A 16366-nucleotide genomic window follows, 5' to 3' on the forward strand; every position below is an offset into this window, starting at 1 on the left:
GGAGAAAATAACGTGCGAGTTCATTTTGTTGTCCATGAGTCGTTTGAATCCGCTGGCGCTTATCTGAAATGGGCTGAAGATCGCGGTTATGCCATTTCATGGTCGCGCGTCTATGTCGGAGAAGCGCTACCGCCCAATGCCGATGAGTTCGATATGCTCGTGGTATTTGGCGGTCCGCAGTCGCCGCGTACCACCCGCGAAGAGTGCCCGTACTTTGACTCTCGCGCCGAACAGCACTTAATTAATCAGGCGATTACGGCCCGGCGAATGGTTATCGGCATTTGTCTTGGTTCGCAGCTCATTGGCGAGGCGCTGGGCGCCGCTGTGTGCCAAAGTCCGGAAAAAGAGATTGGTCACTACCCTATTACGCTCACTGAAGCCGGTCTGCGGCATCCGCTTATCGCCCACTTTGGCTCCCCGTTAACCGTCGGCCACTGGCACAACGATATGCCAGGACTCACCGATCAGGCGACCGTGCTGGCTGAAAGTGCCGGCTGTCCACGTCAGATAGTGCAGTACGGCAATTTTGTCTACGGCTTCCAGTGTCATATGGAATTTACCGTCGAGGCGGTTGAAGGATTAATCCAACATTCGCAACAGGAGTTGGCCGACGCGCAAGGGAAGCGTTTTATCCGCTCGGTCGCCGAGATGCGCGCATGGGATTACCAGCAGATGAATGAAAAGCTGTGGCGTTTTCTGGATGAACTCACGCTGGCGCACTCACAGAAATAACCACACCAGGAGTGCAGCTTATTACCCGGCTAACGGTCTGAGGTGCAGTGATTCTCGCATGAAAAAGGATTTTACCATGAAGAAAATTGTCTGCGCCGTCGTTGCGCTCCTGCTGACCCTACCCGCCTGGGCGAAGCTAAACGCCCACGAAGAAGCGCGCATTAACGCCATGCTTAATGCGCTGGCGCAGAAAAAGGATCTGACATTCGTTCGTAACGGTGATGCGCATAACTGCGAGGAAGCCGTATCGCACCTGCGCTTAAAACTGGGTAACACGCGCAATCGTATCGACACCGCCGAACAGTTTATCGATAAAGTCGCGTCGTCGTCGTCCATCACCGGAAAACCCTATATCGTTAAAATTCCTGGTAAAAGCGATGAAAACGCGCAGCCTTATTTACATGCGCTTATTGCGGAAACGGATAAAACGCTATAACACACGGGTGCCATACGACGATGGCACCTCGTTTAAATCCCCGCCCCCTGGCTGAAATGCTCTTCACCAAACACGCCGGTAGACAAGTAACGGTCGCCGCGATCGCAGATGATCGCCACCACTATCGCACCGGGCGTGGCTCGTGCGACGCGTAACGCACCCGCTACCGCGCCGCCGGAACTCACGCCGCAGAAAATCCCTTCACGCACCGCCAGTTCACGCATGGTGTTTTCGGCATCATTCTGATGAATATCCAGCACCTCATCCACCAGCGAAGCGTTAAATATGCCCGGCATATATTCCGCAGGCCAGCGGCGAATTCCCGGAATACTGCTGCCCTCTTCCGGCTGCAGGCCAACGATAGTGACCGGCTTTTCCTGCTCGCGCAGAAAACGCGACACGCCGGTAATGGTGCCGGTCGTGCCCATGCTGGAGACAAAATGCGTTACCCGCCCCTGCGTTTGCCGCCAGATTTCCGGGCCGGTGGTCGTGTAGTGGGCGTAGGGATTATCAGGATTATTAAACTGATCGAGCAGTTTACCTTCTCTGCGCTCAGACATAGCGAGCGCTAAATCGCGCGCCCCTTCCATTCCCTGCTCTTTAGTGACCAGAATCAGCTCCGCGCCATAGGCCCGCATTGCCGCCCGACGCTCCTGGCTCATGTTGTCTGGCATCAACAGCTTCATGCGATAACCTTTCAGCGCGGCGATCATCGCCAGCGCAATGCCAGTGTTGCCGCTGGTCGCTTCAATCAGGACATCGCCCGGTTTAATTTCCCCGCGCTTTTCCGCCTCGACAATCATCGATAGCGCCGCGCGATCTTTCACCGATCCTGCTGGATTATTGCCTTCCAGCTTGACCCAGATTTCACTGCCGTTATCCGGCGCCAGACGTTGTAATTTGACCAGTGGCGTATTGCCGATGGTTTGTTCTAATGTATTCACGTTTTCAGCTCAATAAAAATGCCGGGTGGCGCTGTGCTTACCCGGCCTACAAAATCACGATATACGCTGTAGGCCCGGTAAGCGAAGCGCCACCGGGCGATAACTATGCAAATTAACCTATCAGGCAGACTCCGCAAGAGCAAGCGCCTCATGGGGCTCAATACGCTGGTCGCCATGATAGAGACGTGCGTTCTGTAAGCCGACAAACAAACGCTCGCCGCGCTGCGGGACGTCGTCACCCGCCATCACCACCGTCAGCGGATCGTGATACCACCCCAGCGGCTGCACCACTAGCTGTGTATAATGACCTTTCGGGCTGGCCTCAATGACCTGTACTGGTAGCGGAGAATCCAGGCTGGTGCGGCGGCTAATATCCACCTCCCACGGACGCAGGAACAGATCGACCGGCCCCTGGTACGCGGGCGTATAACCCAGCGGCCAGCGATGCGCGCCAACGTGAAACTGCCCGCCGCGGACGGTGCCTGTCAGGCGGTTCACCTCGCCCATAAACTCCAGTACGAAGCGGGTTGCCGGTTCACGCCACACTCGATCCGGCGCATCAGCCTGTTCGATATTGCCCTGACTCATCACCACCACCCGATCCGCCACTTCCGTCGCTTCTTCCTGATCGTGGGTGACAAAGACGCTGGTGAATTTCAGTTCTTCATGTAGCTGGCGCAACCAGCGACGTAACTCTTTACGTACCTGGGCATCCAGCGCGCCAAAGGGTTCATCCAGCAGTAGAATTTGCGGTTCCACGGCAAGCGCGCGCGCCAGCGCCACGCGCTGTTTTTGTCCGCCGGAAAGCTGGGCGGGGAAACGATCCGCGAGGTGCGCCAGTTGCACCATCTCCAGCAATTGCGTCACTTTCGTTTTAATCGCCGCCGCAGTTGGGCGGTCGCGTCGCGGCAGCACCGTCAGACCAAAAGCAATGTTGTCAAACACCGTCATATGGCGAAACAGCGCATAGTGCTGAAACACAAAACCGACTTTACGCTCACGCGCGTGCAGGCGGCTAACGTCCGTACCGTGGAAACGAATATGGCCGCTGGACTGATGTTCCAGCCCGGCAATAATGCGCAGCAGCGTCGTTTTGCCGGAACCTGACGGCCCCAACAAGGCAACCATCTGGCCGGAAGGAATATCCAGCGAGATATCATTCAGTACCTGAGTACGACCAAACGATTTCTTAATTCTGGCGATCTCAATGCTCATGATTTTCCTCCTGTTGCGCGCGTTTTTCCTGATTCTCCAGACGCCATTGCAACATGCTCTTCAAAAACAGGGTAATAATCGCCATTAGCGTCAACAATGCGGCGGCGGTAAAGGAGCCGACGGTGTTGTAGTCCTGCTCCAGTAATTCAATCTGTAACGGTAGCGATAACGTTTCGCCGCGAATCGAGCCGGACACCACCGACACCGCGCCAAACTCGCCAATCGCGCGGGCGTTGGTTAATACCACGCCGTAGAGTAGCGCCCAGCGAATATTCGGCAACGTCACGCGGCGAAACATTTGCCAGCCGGATGCGCCCAGTAAAATCGCCGCCTCATCTTCCTGACTGCCCTGGCTGAGCATCACTGGCACCAGTTCGCGCACCACAAACGGACAGGTGACAAAAATAGTGACCAGTACCATCCCCGGCCAGGAGAACATCATTTGCAAATTATGCTCATCCAGCCAGCCGCCCAACGGGCCGTTGGAGCCATAAAACAGCAGATAAACCAGACCGGCCACCACCGGCGAGACGGCAAAGGGAATATCCAGCAGGGTCAGCAGTAGCTGACGTCCGGGGAAGTTAAAGCGCGTCACCAGCCACGCCAGCAGAATGCCGAACACCAGATTCACCGGCACTGCGATCAAGGCAATCAACACCGTCAGCCAGATAGCGTGCAGCATGTCCGGATCGGCCAGATTTTGCAGTACCGGCATTAACCCTTTGCTGAACGCCTGCACGAAGATGTAAATCATCGGCACCAGCAGGATAAACGCCGAAACCAGCATCCCGACGCCAATCAGAAACCATTTTCCCCAGTTAATGCGGGAGACGTCGTATCGCTTCAATTGAGTCACTTCCGCCATTAATGACCTACCACACGTCGACCAAAGCGACTTTGCAGAGTGTTAATTGAGAACAGCAGCAGCAGTGATGCCGCAAGGATCACCGAGGCAATGGCGCTGGCGGCGGGGTAATCAAACTCCTGCAAACGCACAAAAATCATCAGCGAGGTCACTTCTGTTTTCCAGGCGATATTTCCGGCGATAAAAATCACCGCGCCAAACTCGCCCAGGCTACGGGTAAAAGAGAGCGCCACGCCGGCAATCAGCGCAGGCGACAGCTCAGGCAGCACGACTTTGCGAAAACTTTGCAGGCGGGTGGCCCCCAGCGTTTGTGCCGCTTCTTCATATTCCGGCCCCAGCTCTTCCAGTACCGGCTGGACGGTTCGTACCACAAATGGAATGCTGGTAAAGGCCATCGCTACCGCAATACCGAGCCAGGTATAGGTCACTTTGATATCAAACTGCGCAAGAAACTGACCGTAGAAACCGTTCACTGAGAACAGCGAGGCCAGCGTTAACCCCGCCACCGCTGTCGGCAGCGCAAACGGCAGATCCATCAGCGCATCCAGTAACGTGCGCCCTGGAAAACGGTAGCGGGTTAAAATCCACGCCATCAGCAGGCCAAACACGCCGTTAAAAATCGACGCCACAAATGCCGCCAGCAGCGTCACTTTATAAGCAGCCACCACCTGTGGGTTGGTCACGACATCCCAGTATTGCGACCAGCTCATCTGTGAGAGCTGCATCACCAGCGCGCTCAACGGCAACAGCAGGATCAGGCAGACAAACAGCAAACTGGTGCCGAGGCTTAACGTAAAGCCGGGCAGCACGCGTCGGGAAGAAACGGCAAGCATTACTTACGCCCCGCCGCCAACAGTTTGTCCAGCTCGCCGCCGCTGGCAAAGTGCGTTTTCATCACTTCCGGCCAGGAACCAAACTTGTCTTCCACGCGGAACAGTTCGGTCTGCGGGAATTTATCTGCTTGCTTGCCCATGATTTCCGGGTTATTCACGCGGTAGTAGTAATGGGTGATGATGGTCTGCGCCTGCGGGCTATACAGCCAGTTCAGGTAAGCTTTGGCGGCTTTTTCTGTGCCGTTGGCCTTCACGTTTTTATCCACCCAGGCAACCGGGAATTCAGCAAGAATGTTCGTTTTCGGGATCACCACTTCAAATCCCTGGGCTTCATATTGTTTGCGGATGTTGTTCACTTCCGATTCAAAACTAATCAGCACATCGCCCAGACCACGCTCGGCAAAGGTAGTCGTAGCGCCGCGACCGCCGGTATCAAACACTTCGACGTTTTTCAGGAACTGGGTCATAAACTGTTCGGTTTTGGCTTTATCGCCGCCGTCCGCGTTATCCGCCGCGCCCCATGCCGCCAGATACGTGTAACGGGCGTTGCCGGAGGTTTTCGGGTTAGGGAAAATCAGCTTCACGTCGGAACGTACAAGATCGCTCCAGTCGTGAATATTTTTCGGGTTCCCCTTGCGCACCAGGAAGCCCATCGTGGAATAGAATGGCGAACTGTTGTTCGGCAGACGGCTTTGCCAGTCGGCAGGGATCAGTTTGCCTTTATCATGAAGAATCTGTACGTCGGTCACCTGATTGTAGGTCACGACGTCTGCCTTCAGCCCCTGCAAAATCGCCAGCGCCTGTTTTGATGACCCGGCATGAGACTGCTTAATCGTCAGCTTATCGCCGCCGTTATCCTTCGCCCATTGTTGCTCAAACGGCGGGTTAAGGGCGGCAAACAGCTCGCGGGAGACATCGTATGAGCTGTTCAGCAGCTCCGTTGCCTGCGCCTGCCCTGCCAGTAACAGCATTGCTGCCAGCGTCAGGGGTCTCTTTTTCAGTAAGTTAACGGCCATTGCGCACCCTTATAAATTTAATGACTTTCTTATGGTCATCATATTTATAACCAGCGCTAAAGGAGTAACGGTTTTATATACCGTTTGATGATTTGAAAGTTGAAAAGGGAATAAGAGAATCCCTCCCCACGCGGCGCGGGGAGGAGACCGGCATCAATCAGACGCCTACGCTCACGCTTTCAGGCAGGGTACTGCCGCCATCAATGACGTTTTGCGTTCCGGTAAGATAGCTGGACTCATCGGAAGCCAGAAATGCCGCCAGTTCCCCTACTTCCAGCGGATCGGCAAGGCGGCGTAGCGGAATGGCTTTTGCCATTTCCGTTAATACCGATTCCGGATCGTCAGGGTTAGACTGACGGGCAATGCTTTCCGCCATCGGCGTTCTTACATAACCGGGGCAAATGGCATTCACGCGAATACCGGACTGCGCATATTCTACCGCCAGCGATTTGGTTAAACCGACAATGGCGGCTTTTGACAGCGCATAGGCCGTTTCACCCGGGTCCGCCACCATATCTCCCGTGACGGAAGACATCATCACAATGCGGCCATCTTTACGTTTAATCATCTCCGGCAGGACGGCTTTGGTGACGTTCCAGACACCTTTAATATTAATATCAATGTGGAAATCGCGATCTTCTTCACTCATATCGAGGAAGTTGCCCAGACGGCACACGCCAGCGTTATTCACCAAAATATCAATTCTACCTTCAGTCTCTTTGGCGCGCGCAACCGCCGCCTGCACCGAAGCAAAATCTCTGACGTCAGCCTTAACGGCAGTACAGCGATGCCCGCGCCCGCCCAGCTCATCCGCCAGCTTTTCAATCTCATCGGAGATATCCAGCAAGATTAAGTTCGCGCCGTGGCGTGCGAATACGCGAGCGATCCCTTCGCCAATGCCCTGCGATGCGCCCGTAATCAATGCTGTCTTGCCCGTGAGTTTACCCATTTTCAATGTCTCCTTTTGAATATGGAGTCTTACACTCCATTAACACTGAAAATACAGTAATAACAAATAAGTGCTGAGGAATAGCTCACTAATTCAGGTAAATATTAGGTAAAAAAATCCCCGCGGAGGCGGGGATGGGCATTTTTATGCTGTTCTGCCTGATGGCGCGGCGCTTATCAGGCCTACCAATCGTAGGTCGAATAAAGCGTTTGCGCTGCCATCCGACAGGATTTTACTTATAGCGCTAACAGGCGATCCAGCGACGGCGCAAAATAGTAGCCGCCAGTCACCGGCTTGGTGAAGCGCAGCATCGCGTCGCGTTTACCGTCGGTATCGCCGAACATACTCAGAAGCTGCTGTTCGATATTGTGCAGACGTGCGCAGTAAGCGCAGAAATAGAGACCATGAGTACCGCTGGCGGTACCGTATGGCAGGCTCTGGCGCACAATCTTCAGCCCTTTGCCATCTTCTTTGAGATCCACGCGGCTAAGGTGAGACGTTGCCGGACGCGCATCGCCGTCAATCTCTTCATTGGCTTCTTTGGTACGCCCGATCATCATCTCCTGATCGTGGATACTCATCCGGTTAAGTTGCTTGAGATTGTGTTCCCAACGCTGCACGAACACATAACTGCCGCCGGCATCCACGCCATCTTTGATCACCGCCACTTCACGACGCGTCTCTTCGCCCGCTGGGTTCTCTGTCCCGTCGACAAAGCCGCTCAGATCGCGTTCTTCCACCCAACGGAAGCCGTGAACTTCTTCTTTCACGTCGATACAGTCGCCGAAGGCTTCCATCGCCGCCTGGGCAACAGAAAAATTCACATCGTGGCGCAGGGAAAGGATATGGATCAGCACGTCATACTGCGTGGCCGGCGCCAGCCCTTTACCATAAGGAATAAAATCTTTCAGTTCTTCCGCCCCGACGCCGCCGCTCAGGGCGCGCCAGGTGTTGTTGCCAAACGCCACAACGGCCCCAAGATGGGCGTCCGGAAATTTGACTTCGAAGGTCGCCAGTTTATCGGCAAATGTTCTGCTGGCCGCGCGCAGGGCGTCCAGGTCGCCTTTTACATTGGCTTCAATCCAAATTGCCGCACGGCAATGTTCCGGCAAAATGCCACTTTGAACCTGAGACATGATTCCTCCTGAAAATGAGAATGCCACGCAGTCGTGGCATTAATGGAGGCTATTTTACCTTGTTTTTAAGCGAAGCGGTTTGTTCAGGCGCAAATTAACGACGCCAAATAATTTTGCGCACGTCCCAGTTTTTTAAGATGTCATCAGGAGGCATTAAGCCTTCCGGTCCGCTCCACTCGCCGGAGAAAACATAGCTAATATGCTGACTTCCCTCGGCTTTACATTCGACGCTGGTATGGCTATCGCTGGAAACCGGCTCGCAGTGACCAAACGCTTTGCTGTAAAGGTCGCTAAACGGCGTACCAATTTTGCCCCCCGCGGCGGTTGGGATATCGCTGTCCAGCACATCAATACGGCTCACGGTTCCCTGCTCGCCGTTGATCACCATCGCGACATTGTCGCCCTTCATCGCTTCGAAAAAGCGCACCACGTTACCGTTATCGGTTTTCATACCGCTACGCAGGCGATAATCGCCATCTAATGCCTCTGCAATAGCCGGCTCTTCCAGCGGCGTGGCGGCGGTCAACGCTCCCACGCCTTGCTCAGTAACTTCTGTCGAGGAACCAAACCAGTTCCATGGATTTGCGGCAGACCAGTTGACCGAGGAGAGCGTCGAGCAGCCGGTCAGCGCCAGCGGCAGTGCGAGTAAAGTCAAACGCAGCGATTTCATCTCACTTCCTTTCTTTTATTAATTAACGTTGGTTGGAGTGCGGGTTCGCCAAAAAGTGCCGTTATTCTTTCTCAAGGGAAAAACAGGCACGCAAACGTTGATTGGTTAACAGCCAGATCAGCGCGACGATGTCCGCCAGCAGCAGCGCCAGCCCGACGCCGTTGACCGGGTCGCCACCCAGCCACATCACCGGCAGCCAGCACAACGACACCAGTTGAGCGAGGATCAGGAGTCCGCGCAGCCAGCGCCACACACCAGGAACCGCTTCACGCCGCCCGCTGAGTAAAAACGCCACTACCGCCGGAACGCCGGGCAACAGCCCCAGCCAAAAATTGTCATGGTCGGGATAAAAAAAGTTTAACAAAGTATTACCCTGTCCACGGGATGAACCGGCAATGACAAAGAGTACCCAGGCGCGCGCCTGAAGTAGCAGTACGCACCAGAACAGAAACGGCAGGCGTAAACGTCCGTGTACATCATAATCGGCTGGATGAAACTCAGTACTCTTCATCTTCAATCAGGCGTTTACCCAAACTTAGGGCGTCAGAATGCTCATACCCCAGACGTTCATACATGCCCAGCACAACGTCGTTATCATCACGCACCATAATTTGGATTTTCGGACACCCGCGGGCGATGAGTTTTTTTTCCAGCCGGTTAAGCAACGCATTCGCAATGCCGCGCCCGCGGAACTCCGGGTGAACGCCCAGGTAATACGCCGAGCCGCGATGCCCGTCATAACCGCCCATTACCGTACCGACAACTTCGCCGCTAACTTCCGCAACGAGGAACAAGCTGACATCGTGATTCACCTTGCGTTCAATATCCATTTCAGGATCGTTCCATGGACGCAGCAGGTCGCAACGCTCCCAGAGGGTAATCACCTCTTCGAAATCTTCCTGGCGAAAAACGCGTATTTCCATGGTATTCGTTGCCTTTTCGGGTGGAAAAACCAAGATTATGGCGCAAACATCTGATTCAGCCAATATCTGACGCGATGTAGCGGAAAAAATGGCATAATGGCGATGTGTCACGTATTGAAATGAAAAGTAAAACAATTCTCATCACCAACCGTCGTAACGGATTACGCGATACGATATAACATCTTGAACTTAATTTTCACAACTCAGGCCGTATGAGCACTTTTAAACTCCTAAAAACTCTCACATCGCGCCGCCAGGTACTCAAAACAGGTCTGGCGGCCCTGACGCTGTCAGGTATGTCGCACGCAATAGCCAAAGAAGAAACGCTAAAAACCAGTAATGGTCACAGCAAACCCAAAACCAAAAAAACCGGCAGTAAACGGCTGGTGATGCTCGACCCCGGACACGGCGGCATCGATACCGGCGCGATTGGCCGCAACGGTTCTCAGGAAAAACACGTCGTGCTGGCAATTGCCAAAAACGTGCGCGCTATTTTGCGAAATCACGGAATCGATGCGCGTTTAACCCGGACAGGGGATACCTTTATTCCGCTGTACGATCGGGTGGAAATCGCCCATAAGCACGGCGCGGATCTGTTTATGTCCATTCATGCCGATGGTTTTACCAACCCGAAAGCGGCGGGCGCTTCCGTTTTTGCGCTTTCCAACCGCGGGGCCAGTAGCGCCATGGCGAAGTATCTCTCCGAGCGTGAAAACCGCGCGGACGAAGTGGCGGGTAAAAAAGCCACTGACCGGGATCATCTATTACAACAAGTTTTGTTTGATCTGGTGCAAACCGATACGATTAAAAACAGTCTGACGCTGGGTTCGCATATTCTCAAGAAAATCAAACCTATACATAAATTACACAGCCGCACTACCGAACAAGCGGCTTTCGTGGTGCTAAAATCACCGTCAATTCCGTCGGTACTGGTCGAAACCTCGTTTATTACCAATCCGGAAGAAGAACGCCTGCTGGGCACGACGGCGTTTCGCCAGAAAATCGCTACGGCGATCGCCAACGGCATCATCAGTTATTTTCACTGGTTTGATAACCAGAAAGCACACACGAAGAAACGGTAATCATGAAACCCGATGCACATCACGTAAAACAGTTTCTGCTACGCCTGCAGGATGATATTTGCCAAAAGTTATCCGCTGTGGATGGCGCAAACTTTGTCGAAGATAGCTGGCGACGCGAAGCGGGCGGCGGCGGACGCAGCCGGGTATTACGCAACGGCGGGATTTTCGAACAGGCGGGCGTTAATTTCTCTCACGTTCACGGCGATGCGATGCCCGCGTCCGCCACCGCGCATCGGCCAGAGCTGGCCGGGCGTAGCTTTGAAGCGATGGGCGTATCGCTGGTGGTGCATCCGCACAATCCGTATATTCCCACCAGCCATGCTAACGTGCGCTTTTTTATTGCCGAAAAACCGGGCGCCGATCCGGTGTGGTGGTTTGGCGGCGGGTTCGATTTAACCCCCTACTACGGCTTTGAAGAGGATGCCGTTCACTGGCATCGCACCGCCCGCGACCTGTGCCAGCCGTTTGGCGACGATGTGTATCCGCGCTATAAAAAGTGGTGCGACGACTACTTTTTCCTCAAGCATCGTAACGAGCAGCGCGGTATCGGCGGCCTGTTTTTTGACGATTTGAATACGCCGGATTTCGACCACTGCTTCGACTTTATGCAGGCGGTCGGTAACGGCTACACCGAGGCGTATTTACCAATTGTCGAACGACGCAAAGCGATGGTCTGGGGAGAGCGGGAGCGTAATTTTCAACTTTATCGCCGCGGGCGCTACGTGGAGTTCAACCTGGTGTGGGACAGAGGCACCCTGTTTGGTCTGCAAACCGGCGGGCGCACTGAATCTATCCTGATGTCGATGCCGCCGCTGGTGCGCTGGGAGTACGACTGGCAGCCAGAAGCGGGTAGCCCGGAAGCGGCGCTGAGCGAGTTTATTCAGGTACGCGACTGGGTGTAATTGCCTGATAGCGCTACGCTTATCAGGCCTACAACCACAACGGCACCGCCCCGTAGGCCGGATAAGACGCAAAGCGTCGCATCCGGCACAATAATGCCATCAAGCCCATTGCCGCATCCGTTGATGCAGCGTCAACGACGGTTTTTCGGCAAATAATTGCTGATAATCGGTGGCAAATTGCCCCAGATGCCAGAATCCCCACTGCATCGCGGCATCTTTGACCGTGGTGCTCTGCGACCACGGGCTAATCAGTTCCCGGCGTACCGCGTTTAAGCGAATACGTTTCAGCCACGCATTGGGGCCAATGCCCAAAATGGCGTGAAACGCATTTTGCAGCGTGCGGCGGCTAACGTGTAGCTGGTTACATAAGTCGAGCACTGTCAGCGGCTCCGACATATTTTCCAGCACATATTCCCGCGCCCGCGACAGTAGCCTACGATATCCCTGATGGCTGATGCTCTCGGCGCTATGAATCGGCTTCGCCTCTTCCAGCATCGTGCCCATCGCCAGCAACAAATTATCACTCAAGACCTTACGCACCGCAGGTTGATGCAGGGTTTCAGGACTCTCGCTAAAGGTGGCCAGCGCCTGCTGCACAAAGCCCCACAGCGCCGCTTTATGCTGCTCTTTTACCTCCAGCGCTAACTGGTTACGCAGCATATGCAGCACCCTTTCCGGGTTATGCAAAAACGTGGCCTGACGGGAAATAACATCTTCCGAGATAACGACGCCCAGAATGGTGTAATCATCCGGCGTGCTCAGTTCAAACTCGGTGCCTCCCGGTCGGGTGGCAATCTCGGCGCTGCCGAGCCCCTGCGCGCCGATAAATCCCTGTTCGCCGCGCGTCGCCGGAATACCAAACCAGAAAGAGTTTGGCCAAACCAGACACGACTGACGCAGCGCCAGGCCGGTGTATTCACGGAACACCTGAATCTCATCAAGCAGGATTTCCGTGAACTCGCCATGAAATTTACCCGGGTGTAACTGATCGTAGATCTGCTGCCAGGCGGTGATAGTCAGAGCATGTTCATAGACATCCGTCGTCCGTCGCTGATGAACATTGTCCACCTCGACTCTGGGCGTAAGTTTAACGTCTTCGGGTAACGCTTCATGATAAAGATGGTGCAAATTCGCTGTACGGGTCTTTTTCATGATCTTCTATGCCGGACGCCCGCCAGGACGCCCGGCCCTCCGACAGATTAATTTTTGATGCGATAGCGACTACTGCGTTTACGCAACGCTCCGTCAGAAAAGAGTTGTTCCAGCACGTTTCTGGCCTGCTCCAGCGGCCAGCCAAAATGCGCGGCAACCTCTCCCGCCGTCATTCCCTGGCGTACTGATGCCAGCAGCGCCAGTAACGCTTCAGCGAACTCAGGCGTTGCGGGTACCTGGGGCGCTTTCTCAGTCGGCGTTGTCGCACGCGCAAACCCGCCAATCAGCCACTGGGTGTCCTCTTCCGGACGACCAATTTCTTTGCGGCTAATCACACGGCCTGTGCGCTGCGCGGCGGCGCTTCCGGCATCCAGCGCCGCACGACACGCCGCCAGATCGCCCTCCACCACCAGCGTTAACCTGCCAGGGTCGAGCACTTGATGACTGAGCAAACGCACGTTGGCCGCTTTCAGCATGGCATCCGCCGCATCGACGGCGGCGACCATTCCGTCCACTTCCAGTAATCCCAGGGCATTGATCATTGGCAGCCTCCGTTACGCACGCTGGACAGGGTTACGGGCGATATCCAGCACGGCGTCGGTAAAGGCATTGCAGGCGGCTTTACACGCGGCCTGGCTTCCCGTTAAGAACGCGGCCGAATAGTTGGTTTCCGACGGCGGCGGCACGTAAGTCACCAGCTGAACGTCAGCGGCTTTCATCGCCGCGTCAATGCCGAATGTCGCTTCCAGCGGCGGCGCCACCAGATAGGCCATTGGATCGCCCAGCGCGATACCTGCGGTAGACGAGAGGTACGAGCCGGTACGCGAAACCACATGCGCCAGGAACGCGGTATTTTCCGCATCGTTCGCCCACTGGAACGCCGCGCCGTTTTCAATGCTGGCGACCATCGCATCCAGACCGGCGCGCACTTCCGCCGGGTTCGGTCCGCCCAGCATAATCAACACCTCACCGGCGGTCGGCGACGGCCCGTGAGCCGCCCCGGCATAGAGGGAGCGACCATAGACCACTTCCACCATCGCCTGTTTTGTCGCTTCATCAGCGGCAATATAGGTCACATCATCAGAATCTGCCGTGATGAGTCCGAGGCTACGGATATGTGGCGGTAATTTAAGTTCCCGCGCAAAGCCGTCATTCACGGAGGCAATCACGCGCATGGCAGTCACTGAAGGTCGAATCAAATCTAATGCAGGCATGATGTCTCCTTAACGGGTCATGTTGATGCCGGACGCTTTCTGCTCCAGCATCCGTTTGGCCAAATCCACAATCACGGCGGCGGCTTCTACTGGCGGCGTCCCCCCCTGATGAATGTTTGAAATACAGGTTCTGTCGGCCTCGACGGTGGTCGCCACGCGCGGGGAATAGACGGCGTAGCAGGAGAGGCTTTCCGACTGCCCCAGCCCCGGACGTTCGCCCACCAGCAGGATGACGACCTTCGCGCCGAGAATTTCGCCAATCTGATCTTCAATCTTCACGCGGCCATAGCGCACAAAGAACGGCGTGCCGACGTTCAGCCCGGCCTGCTTCAGACCGGCAAGCAGCGGCGGCAGGATCTCTTCATAGTTGGCGGTGATCGCATCCGTAGAGAGGCCATCGGAGACCACTACCTGCACATCCGGGTTCATCACGCACTGTGACTTCAGCGCGTCAATGGCTTCCGGACTCAGGCGACGCCCCATATCCGGGCGCGTCAGGTACAGGTTTTTGTCGCTGATCTCCGAACGCACTTCCAGCAGCCCTTGCGCTTTTACCCACTCTTCCGGCACTTCTTTGAGCACGGTATCTTTCGAACGGGAGTGATCCGCCAGGAAGCGCAACAGCGCCTGGGTGCGCGGACGCGGCCCGGCACGACCCGTACAGACGCGTGCCGCAGTACTGCGACGCAGTTCGGTCAGCACGTCCGCACGATGCGGGTTCTCGACGCCAATCCAGGCTTTTGCCTCCGCAGAACCTAAATCCAGCGCGCAGCTTTCGGCCACCGTCGGCACGGCGCACTGCGGCTTTGCGCCTTCCTGCGTTGACGGCGCGACGGGCTGCGGTACGTCCTGTCCCATTGACGCCATCACGCTACGTACAATTTCTTCAATCTGTTTTTGATCCATGGTGTTATCCCCGCGTCATCAGAAGAACAGTGACGGATCGCCCGCCCGTTTGGTCAGACGACCGTTTGCCATAATGCCCATCGTTTCCAGCCAGCGTTCAAACTCCGGCGATGGCCGTAAATTCAGCAACTGACGGACGGTGGCGGTATCGTGGAAAGCGGTGGTCTGGTAGTTGAGCATGATGTCGTCGCCGAGCGGCATCCCCATGATGTAGTTACAGCCGGCAGTGGCGAGCAGAATCATCAGGTTTTCGTTAAGGTTCTGGTCGGCGTCGGCATGGTTGGTATAGCAGCAGTCGCAGCCCATCGAGATGCCGCTCAGCTTGCCCATAAAGTGATCTTCGAGACCGGCGCGGATAATCTGCCTGTCGTTGTAGAGATACTCCGGCCCGATAAAGCCCACGACGGTGTTCACCAGGAACGGATCGTAGTGGCGCGCCAGCCCGTAGTTACGCGCTTCCATCGTCACCTGGTCGGCACCAAAGTTCGCGCCAGCAGAGAGCGCAGACCCTTGCCCGGTTTCAAAGTACAGGCAGTTTTCCCCGGCGATGCGGTTGAACTCCGCCCCCACAGCCCGCGCTTCGTCGAGCATCGCCAGCTCGACGCCGAACTCTTTTAAGCCCTTCTCGCTGCCGCAAATGCTCTGGAAAATCAGTCCGCCCGGCGCGCCACGACGAATCGCTTCGATCTGGGTGGTGACGTGCGCCAGCACACAGCCCTGGGTCGGAATATTGAATTTATCGATAACGCCGTAAACGGTGTCGAGCACGCGGGTCAGGTTCTCCACGTCATCGGTCACCGGGTTAACGCCGATCACCGCATCGCCCGCGCCGAAAGAAAGCCCTTCGTAGATTTGCGCGGCGATACTCTGCACATCGTCACGGGTATCGTTCGGCTGCAAACGGCAGCTAAAGGTGCCCGGAATACCGATGGTGGTATTGGCTTTTTTGATCACCGGCATTTTCTTGCCGCCGTAGATCAGGTCAGCGTTGGAGCAGATTTTCGCTACTGCCGCCACCACTTCGGAGGTCAGCCCTTTGCGGGTAAACGCGATGTCGTCCACGGAGGTTTCATCGCTCAGCACGTATTCACGCAGTTCGCTGATGCTCCAGTTTTTAATCCGGTTATAGGCCGTTTCGTTGACGTCGTCCTGAATCAGGCGCGTCACGCAGTCCTCTTCATAGGCAATCACCGGATTGTTGCGGATATCCGCCACCGTCATTTCCGACAGTACCTGTTTTGCCGCTACGCGCTCCTGCGAACTTGCCGCGGCAACCCCGGCCAGCACATCCCCCGAACGCAGTTCGTTGGCTTTAGCCAGTACCTCTTTTACATCCTTAAACTGATAAACATTGCCGAACAATGTGGTCTTTAGTTTCATAAGTCGTTCCC

The 16366-nt window shown here is 55.5% G+C and carries 19 protein-coding genes; 4 read left to right on the top strand and 15 right to left on the bottom strand.

Features of this window, described 5'->3' with window-relative positions:
• The first annotated feature begins 12 nt into the window (after nt 1-12).
• Both NA389_RS17115 and NA389_RS17120 read left to right on the top strand, forming a co-directional pair.
• Nucleotides 13-732 carry a type 1 glutamine amidotransferase gene (locus NA389_RS17115; protein WP_001263743.1) on the top strand — a complete coding sequence of 240 codons (720 nt, stop codon included), beginning with the start codon at nt 13-15 and terminating at the stop codon, nt 730-732.
• Between the two features lie 58 nt (nt 733-790).
• Entirely contained in the window at nt 791-1168 is a 378-nt protein-coding gene (locus tag NA389_RS17120; RefSeq protein WP_000710731.1) for a YfeK family protein, read from the top strand.
• Nucleotides 1169-1200: 32 nt separating this feature from the next.
• Here the strand turns inward: NA389_RS17120 and cysM are convergent, their stop codons facing one another.
• The 10 genes from cysM to NA389_RS17170 all read right to left on the bottom strand — a co-directional run bounded on the left by cysM (nt 1201) and on the right by NA389_RS17170 (nt 9719).
• On the bottom strand, nt 1201-2112 hold the full coding sequence (cysM, locus tag NA389_RS17125) for a cysteine synthase CysM (protein ID WP_001093877.1): 912 nt from the start codon (nt 2110-2112) through the stop codon (nt 1201-1203).
• Between the two features lie 120 nt (nt 2113-2232).
• Complete coding sequence (gene cysA, locus NA389_RS17130; protein ID WP_000021072.1) at nt 2233-3327, bottom strand: sulfate/thiosulfate ABC transporter ATP-binding protein CysA; 1095 nt, start codon at nt 3325-3327, stop codon at nt 2233-2235.
• Nucleotides 3317-4192 carry a sulfate/thiosulfate ABC transporter permease CysW gene (gene cysW / locus NA389_RS17135; protein ID WP_000852713.1) on the bottom strand — a complete coding sequence of 292 codons (876 nt, stop codon included), beginning with the start codon at nt 4190-4192 and terminating at the stop codon, nt 3317-3319. The genes cysA and cysW overlap by 11 nt, the downstream gene beginning before the upstream one ends.
• Nucleotides 4192-5025, bottom strand: a complete 834-nt coding sequence (gene cysT / locus NA389_RS17140) for a sulfate/thiosulfate ABC transporter permease CysT (RefSeq protein WP_000881746.1) — start codon at nt 5023-5025, stop codon at nt 4192-4194. Before cysT ends, cysW begins: the two co-directional genes overlap by 1 nt.
• The gene (cysP, locus tag NA389_RS17145) at nt 5025-6041 is read right to left on the bottom strand and encodes a thiosulfate/sulfate ABC transporter substrate-binding protein CysP (protein ID WP_000290270.1); all 1017 of its coding nucleotides are present in this window, start codon (nt 6039-6041) and stop codon (nt 5025-5027) included. Before cysP ends, cysT begins: the two co-directional genes overlap by 1 nt.
• Nucleotides 6042-6198: 157 nt before the next feature.
• Nucleotides 6199-6990: an SDR family oxidoreductase UcpA gene (gene ucpA / locus NA389_RS17150; protein ID WP_000517460.1), complete on the bottom strand. Its 792-nt coding sequence runs from the start codon at nt 6988-6990 to the stop codon at nt 6199-6201.
• Between the two features lie 236 nt (nt 6991-7226).
• A complete protein-coding gene (gene yfeX / locus NA389_RS17155) occupies nt 7227-8126 on the bottom strand; it encodes a porphyrinogen peroxidase (RefSeq protein WP_000084583.1) in 900 nt (299 codons plus the stop codon).
• Nucleotides 8127-8220: 94 nt separating this feature from the next.
• Nucleotides 8221-8796: an RpoE-regulated lipoprotein gene (locus NA389_RS17160; protein ID WP_000838967.1), complete on the bottom strand. Its 576-nt coding sequence runs from the start codon at nt 8794-8796 to the stop codon at nt 8221-8223.
• A 61-nt stretch (nt 8797-8857) separates the two neighbouring features.
• Nucleotides 8858-9307, bottom strand: a complete 450-nt coding sequence (locus NA389_RS17165; protein WP_000842940.1) for a DUF2919 domain-containing protein — start codon at nt 9305-9307, stop codon at nt 8858-8860.
• Nucleotides 9294-9719 (bottom strand): GNAT family acetyltransferase, encoded by a 426-nt coding sequence (locus NA389_RS17170; RefSeq protein WP_000406008.1) that lies wholly within the window; start codon nt 9717-9719, stop codon nt 9294-9296. Before NA389_RS17170 ends, NA389_RS17165 begins: the two co-directional genes overlap by 14 nt.
• Nucleotides 9720-9931: 212 nt before the next feature.
• On the opposite strand from NA389_RS17170, the gene amiA reads away from it, so the two are divergent.
• Nucleotides 9932-10801, top strand: a complete 870-nt coding sequence (gene amiA, locus NA389_RS17175; protein ID WP_000102880.1) for an N-acetylmuramoyl-L-alanine amidase AmiA — start codon at nt 9932-9934, stop codon at nt 10799-10801.
• Nucleotides 10802-10803: 2 nt separating this feature from the next.
• Nucleotides 10804-11703 carry an oxygen-dependent coproporphyrinogen oxidase gene (gene hemF, locus NA389_RS17180; RefSeq protein ID WP_000801328.1) on the top strand — a complete coding sequence of 300 codons (900 nt, stop codon included), beginning with the start codon at nt 10804-10806 and terminating at the stop codon, nt 11701-11703.
• Between the two features lie 99 nt (nt 11704-11802).
• Here hemF and eutR read toward each other — a convergent pair whose 3' ends face one another.
• Genes eutR through eutB form a run of 5 tightly spaced genes read right to left on the bottom strand, consistent with a single transcriptional unit; the run spans nt 11803 to nt 16355 of the window.
• Entirely contained in the window at nt 11803-12855 is a 1053-nt protein-coding gene (gene eutR, locus NA389_RS17185; RefSeq protein WP_000753666.1) for an HTH-type transcriptional regulator EutR, read from the bottom strand.
• 47 nt (nt 12856-12902) lie between these two features.
• Entirely contained in the window at nt 12903-13397 is a 495-nt protein-coding gene (eutK, locus tag NA389_RS17190) for an ethanolamine utilization microcompartment protein EutK (RefSeq protein ID WP_000606266.1), read from the bottom strand.
• A gap of 12 nt (nt 13398-13409) precedes the next feature.
• On the bottom strand, nt 13410-14069 hold the full coding sequence (gene eutL, locus NA389_RS17195) for an ethanolamine utilization microcompartment protein EutL (RefSeq protein ID WP_001111054.1): 660 nt from the start codon (nt 14067-14069) through the stop codon (nt 13410-13412).
• A 9-nt stretch (nt 14070-14078) separates the two neighbouring features.
• Complete coding sequence (gene eutC, locus NA389_RS17200) at nt 14079-14975, bottom strand: ethanolamine ammonia-lyase subunit EutC (protein ID WP_000372357.1); 897 nt, start codon at nt 14973-14975, stop codon at nt 14079-14081.
• A gap of 18 nt (nt 14976-14993) precedes the next feature.
• Nucleotides 14994-16355 carry an ethanolamine ammonia-lyase subunit alpha gene (gene eutB, locus NA389_RS17205; protein WP_000769990.1) on the bottom strand — a complete coding sequence of 454 codons (1362 nt, stop codon included), beginning with the start codon at nt 16353-16355 and terminating at the stop codon, nt 14994-14996.
• Nucleotides 16356-16366: the final 11 nt, after the last annotated feature.

It is taken from the genome of Salmonella sp. NW645, assembly GCF_051703725.1.
Taxonomy (GTDB): Bacteria; Pseudomonadota; Gammaproteobacteria; order Enterobacterales; family Enterobacteriaceae; genus Salmonella; species Salmonella enterica.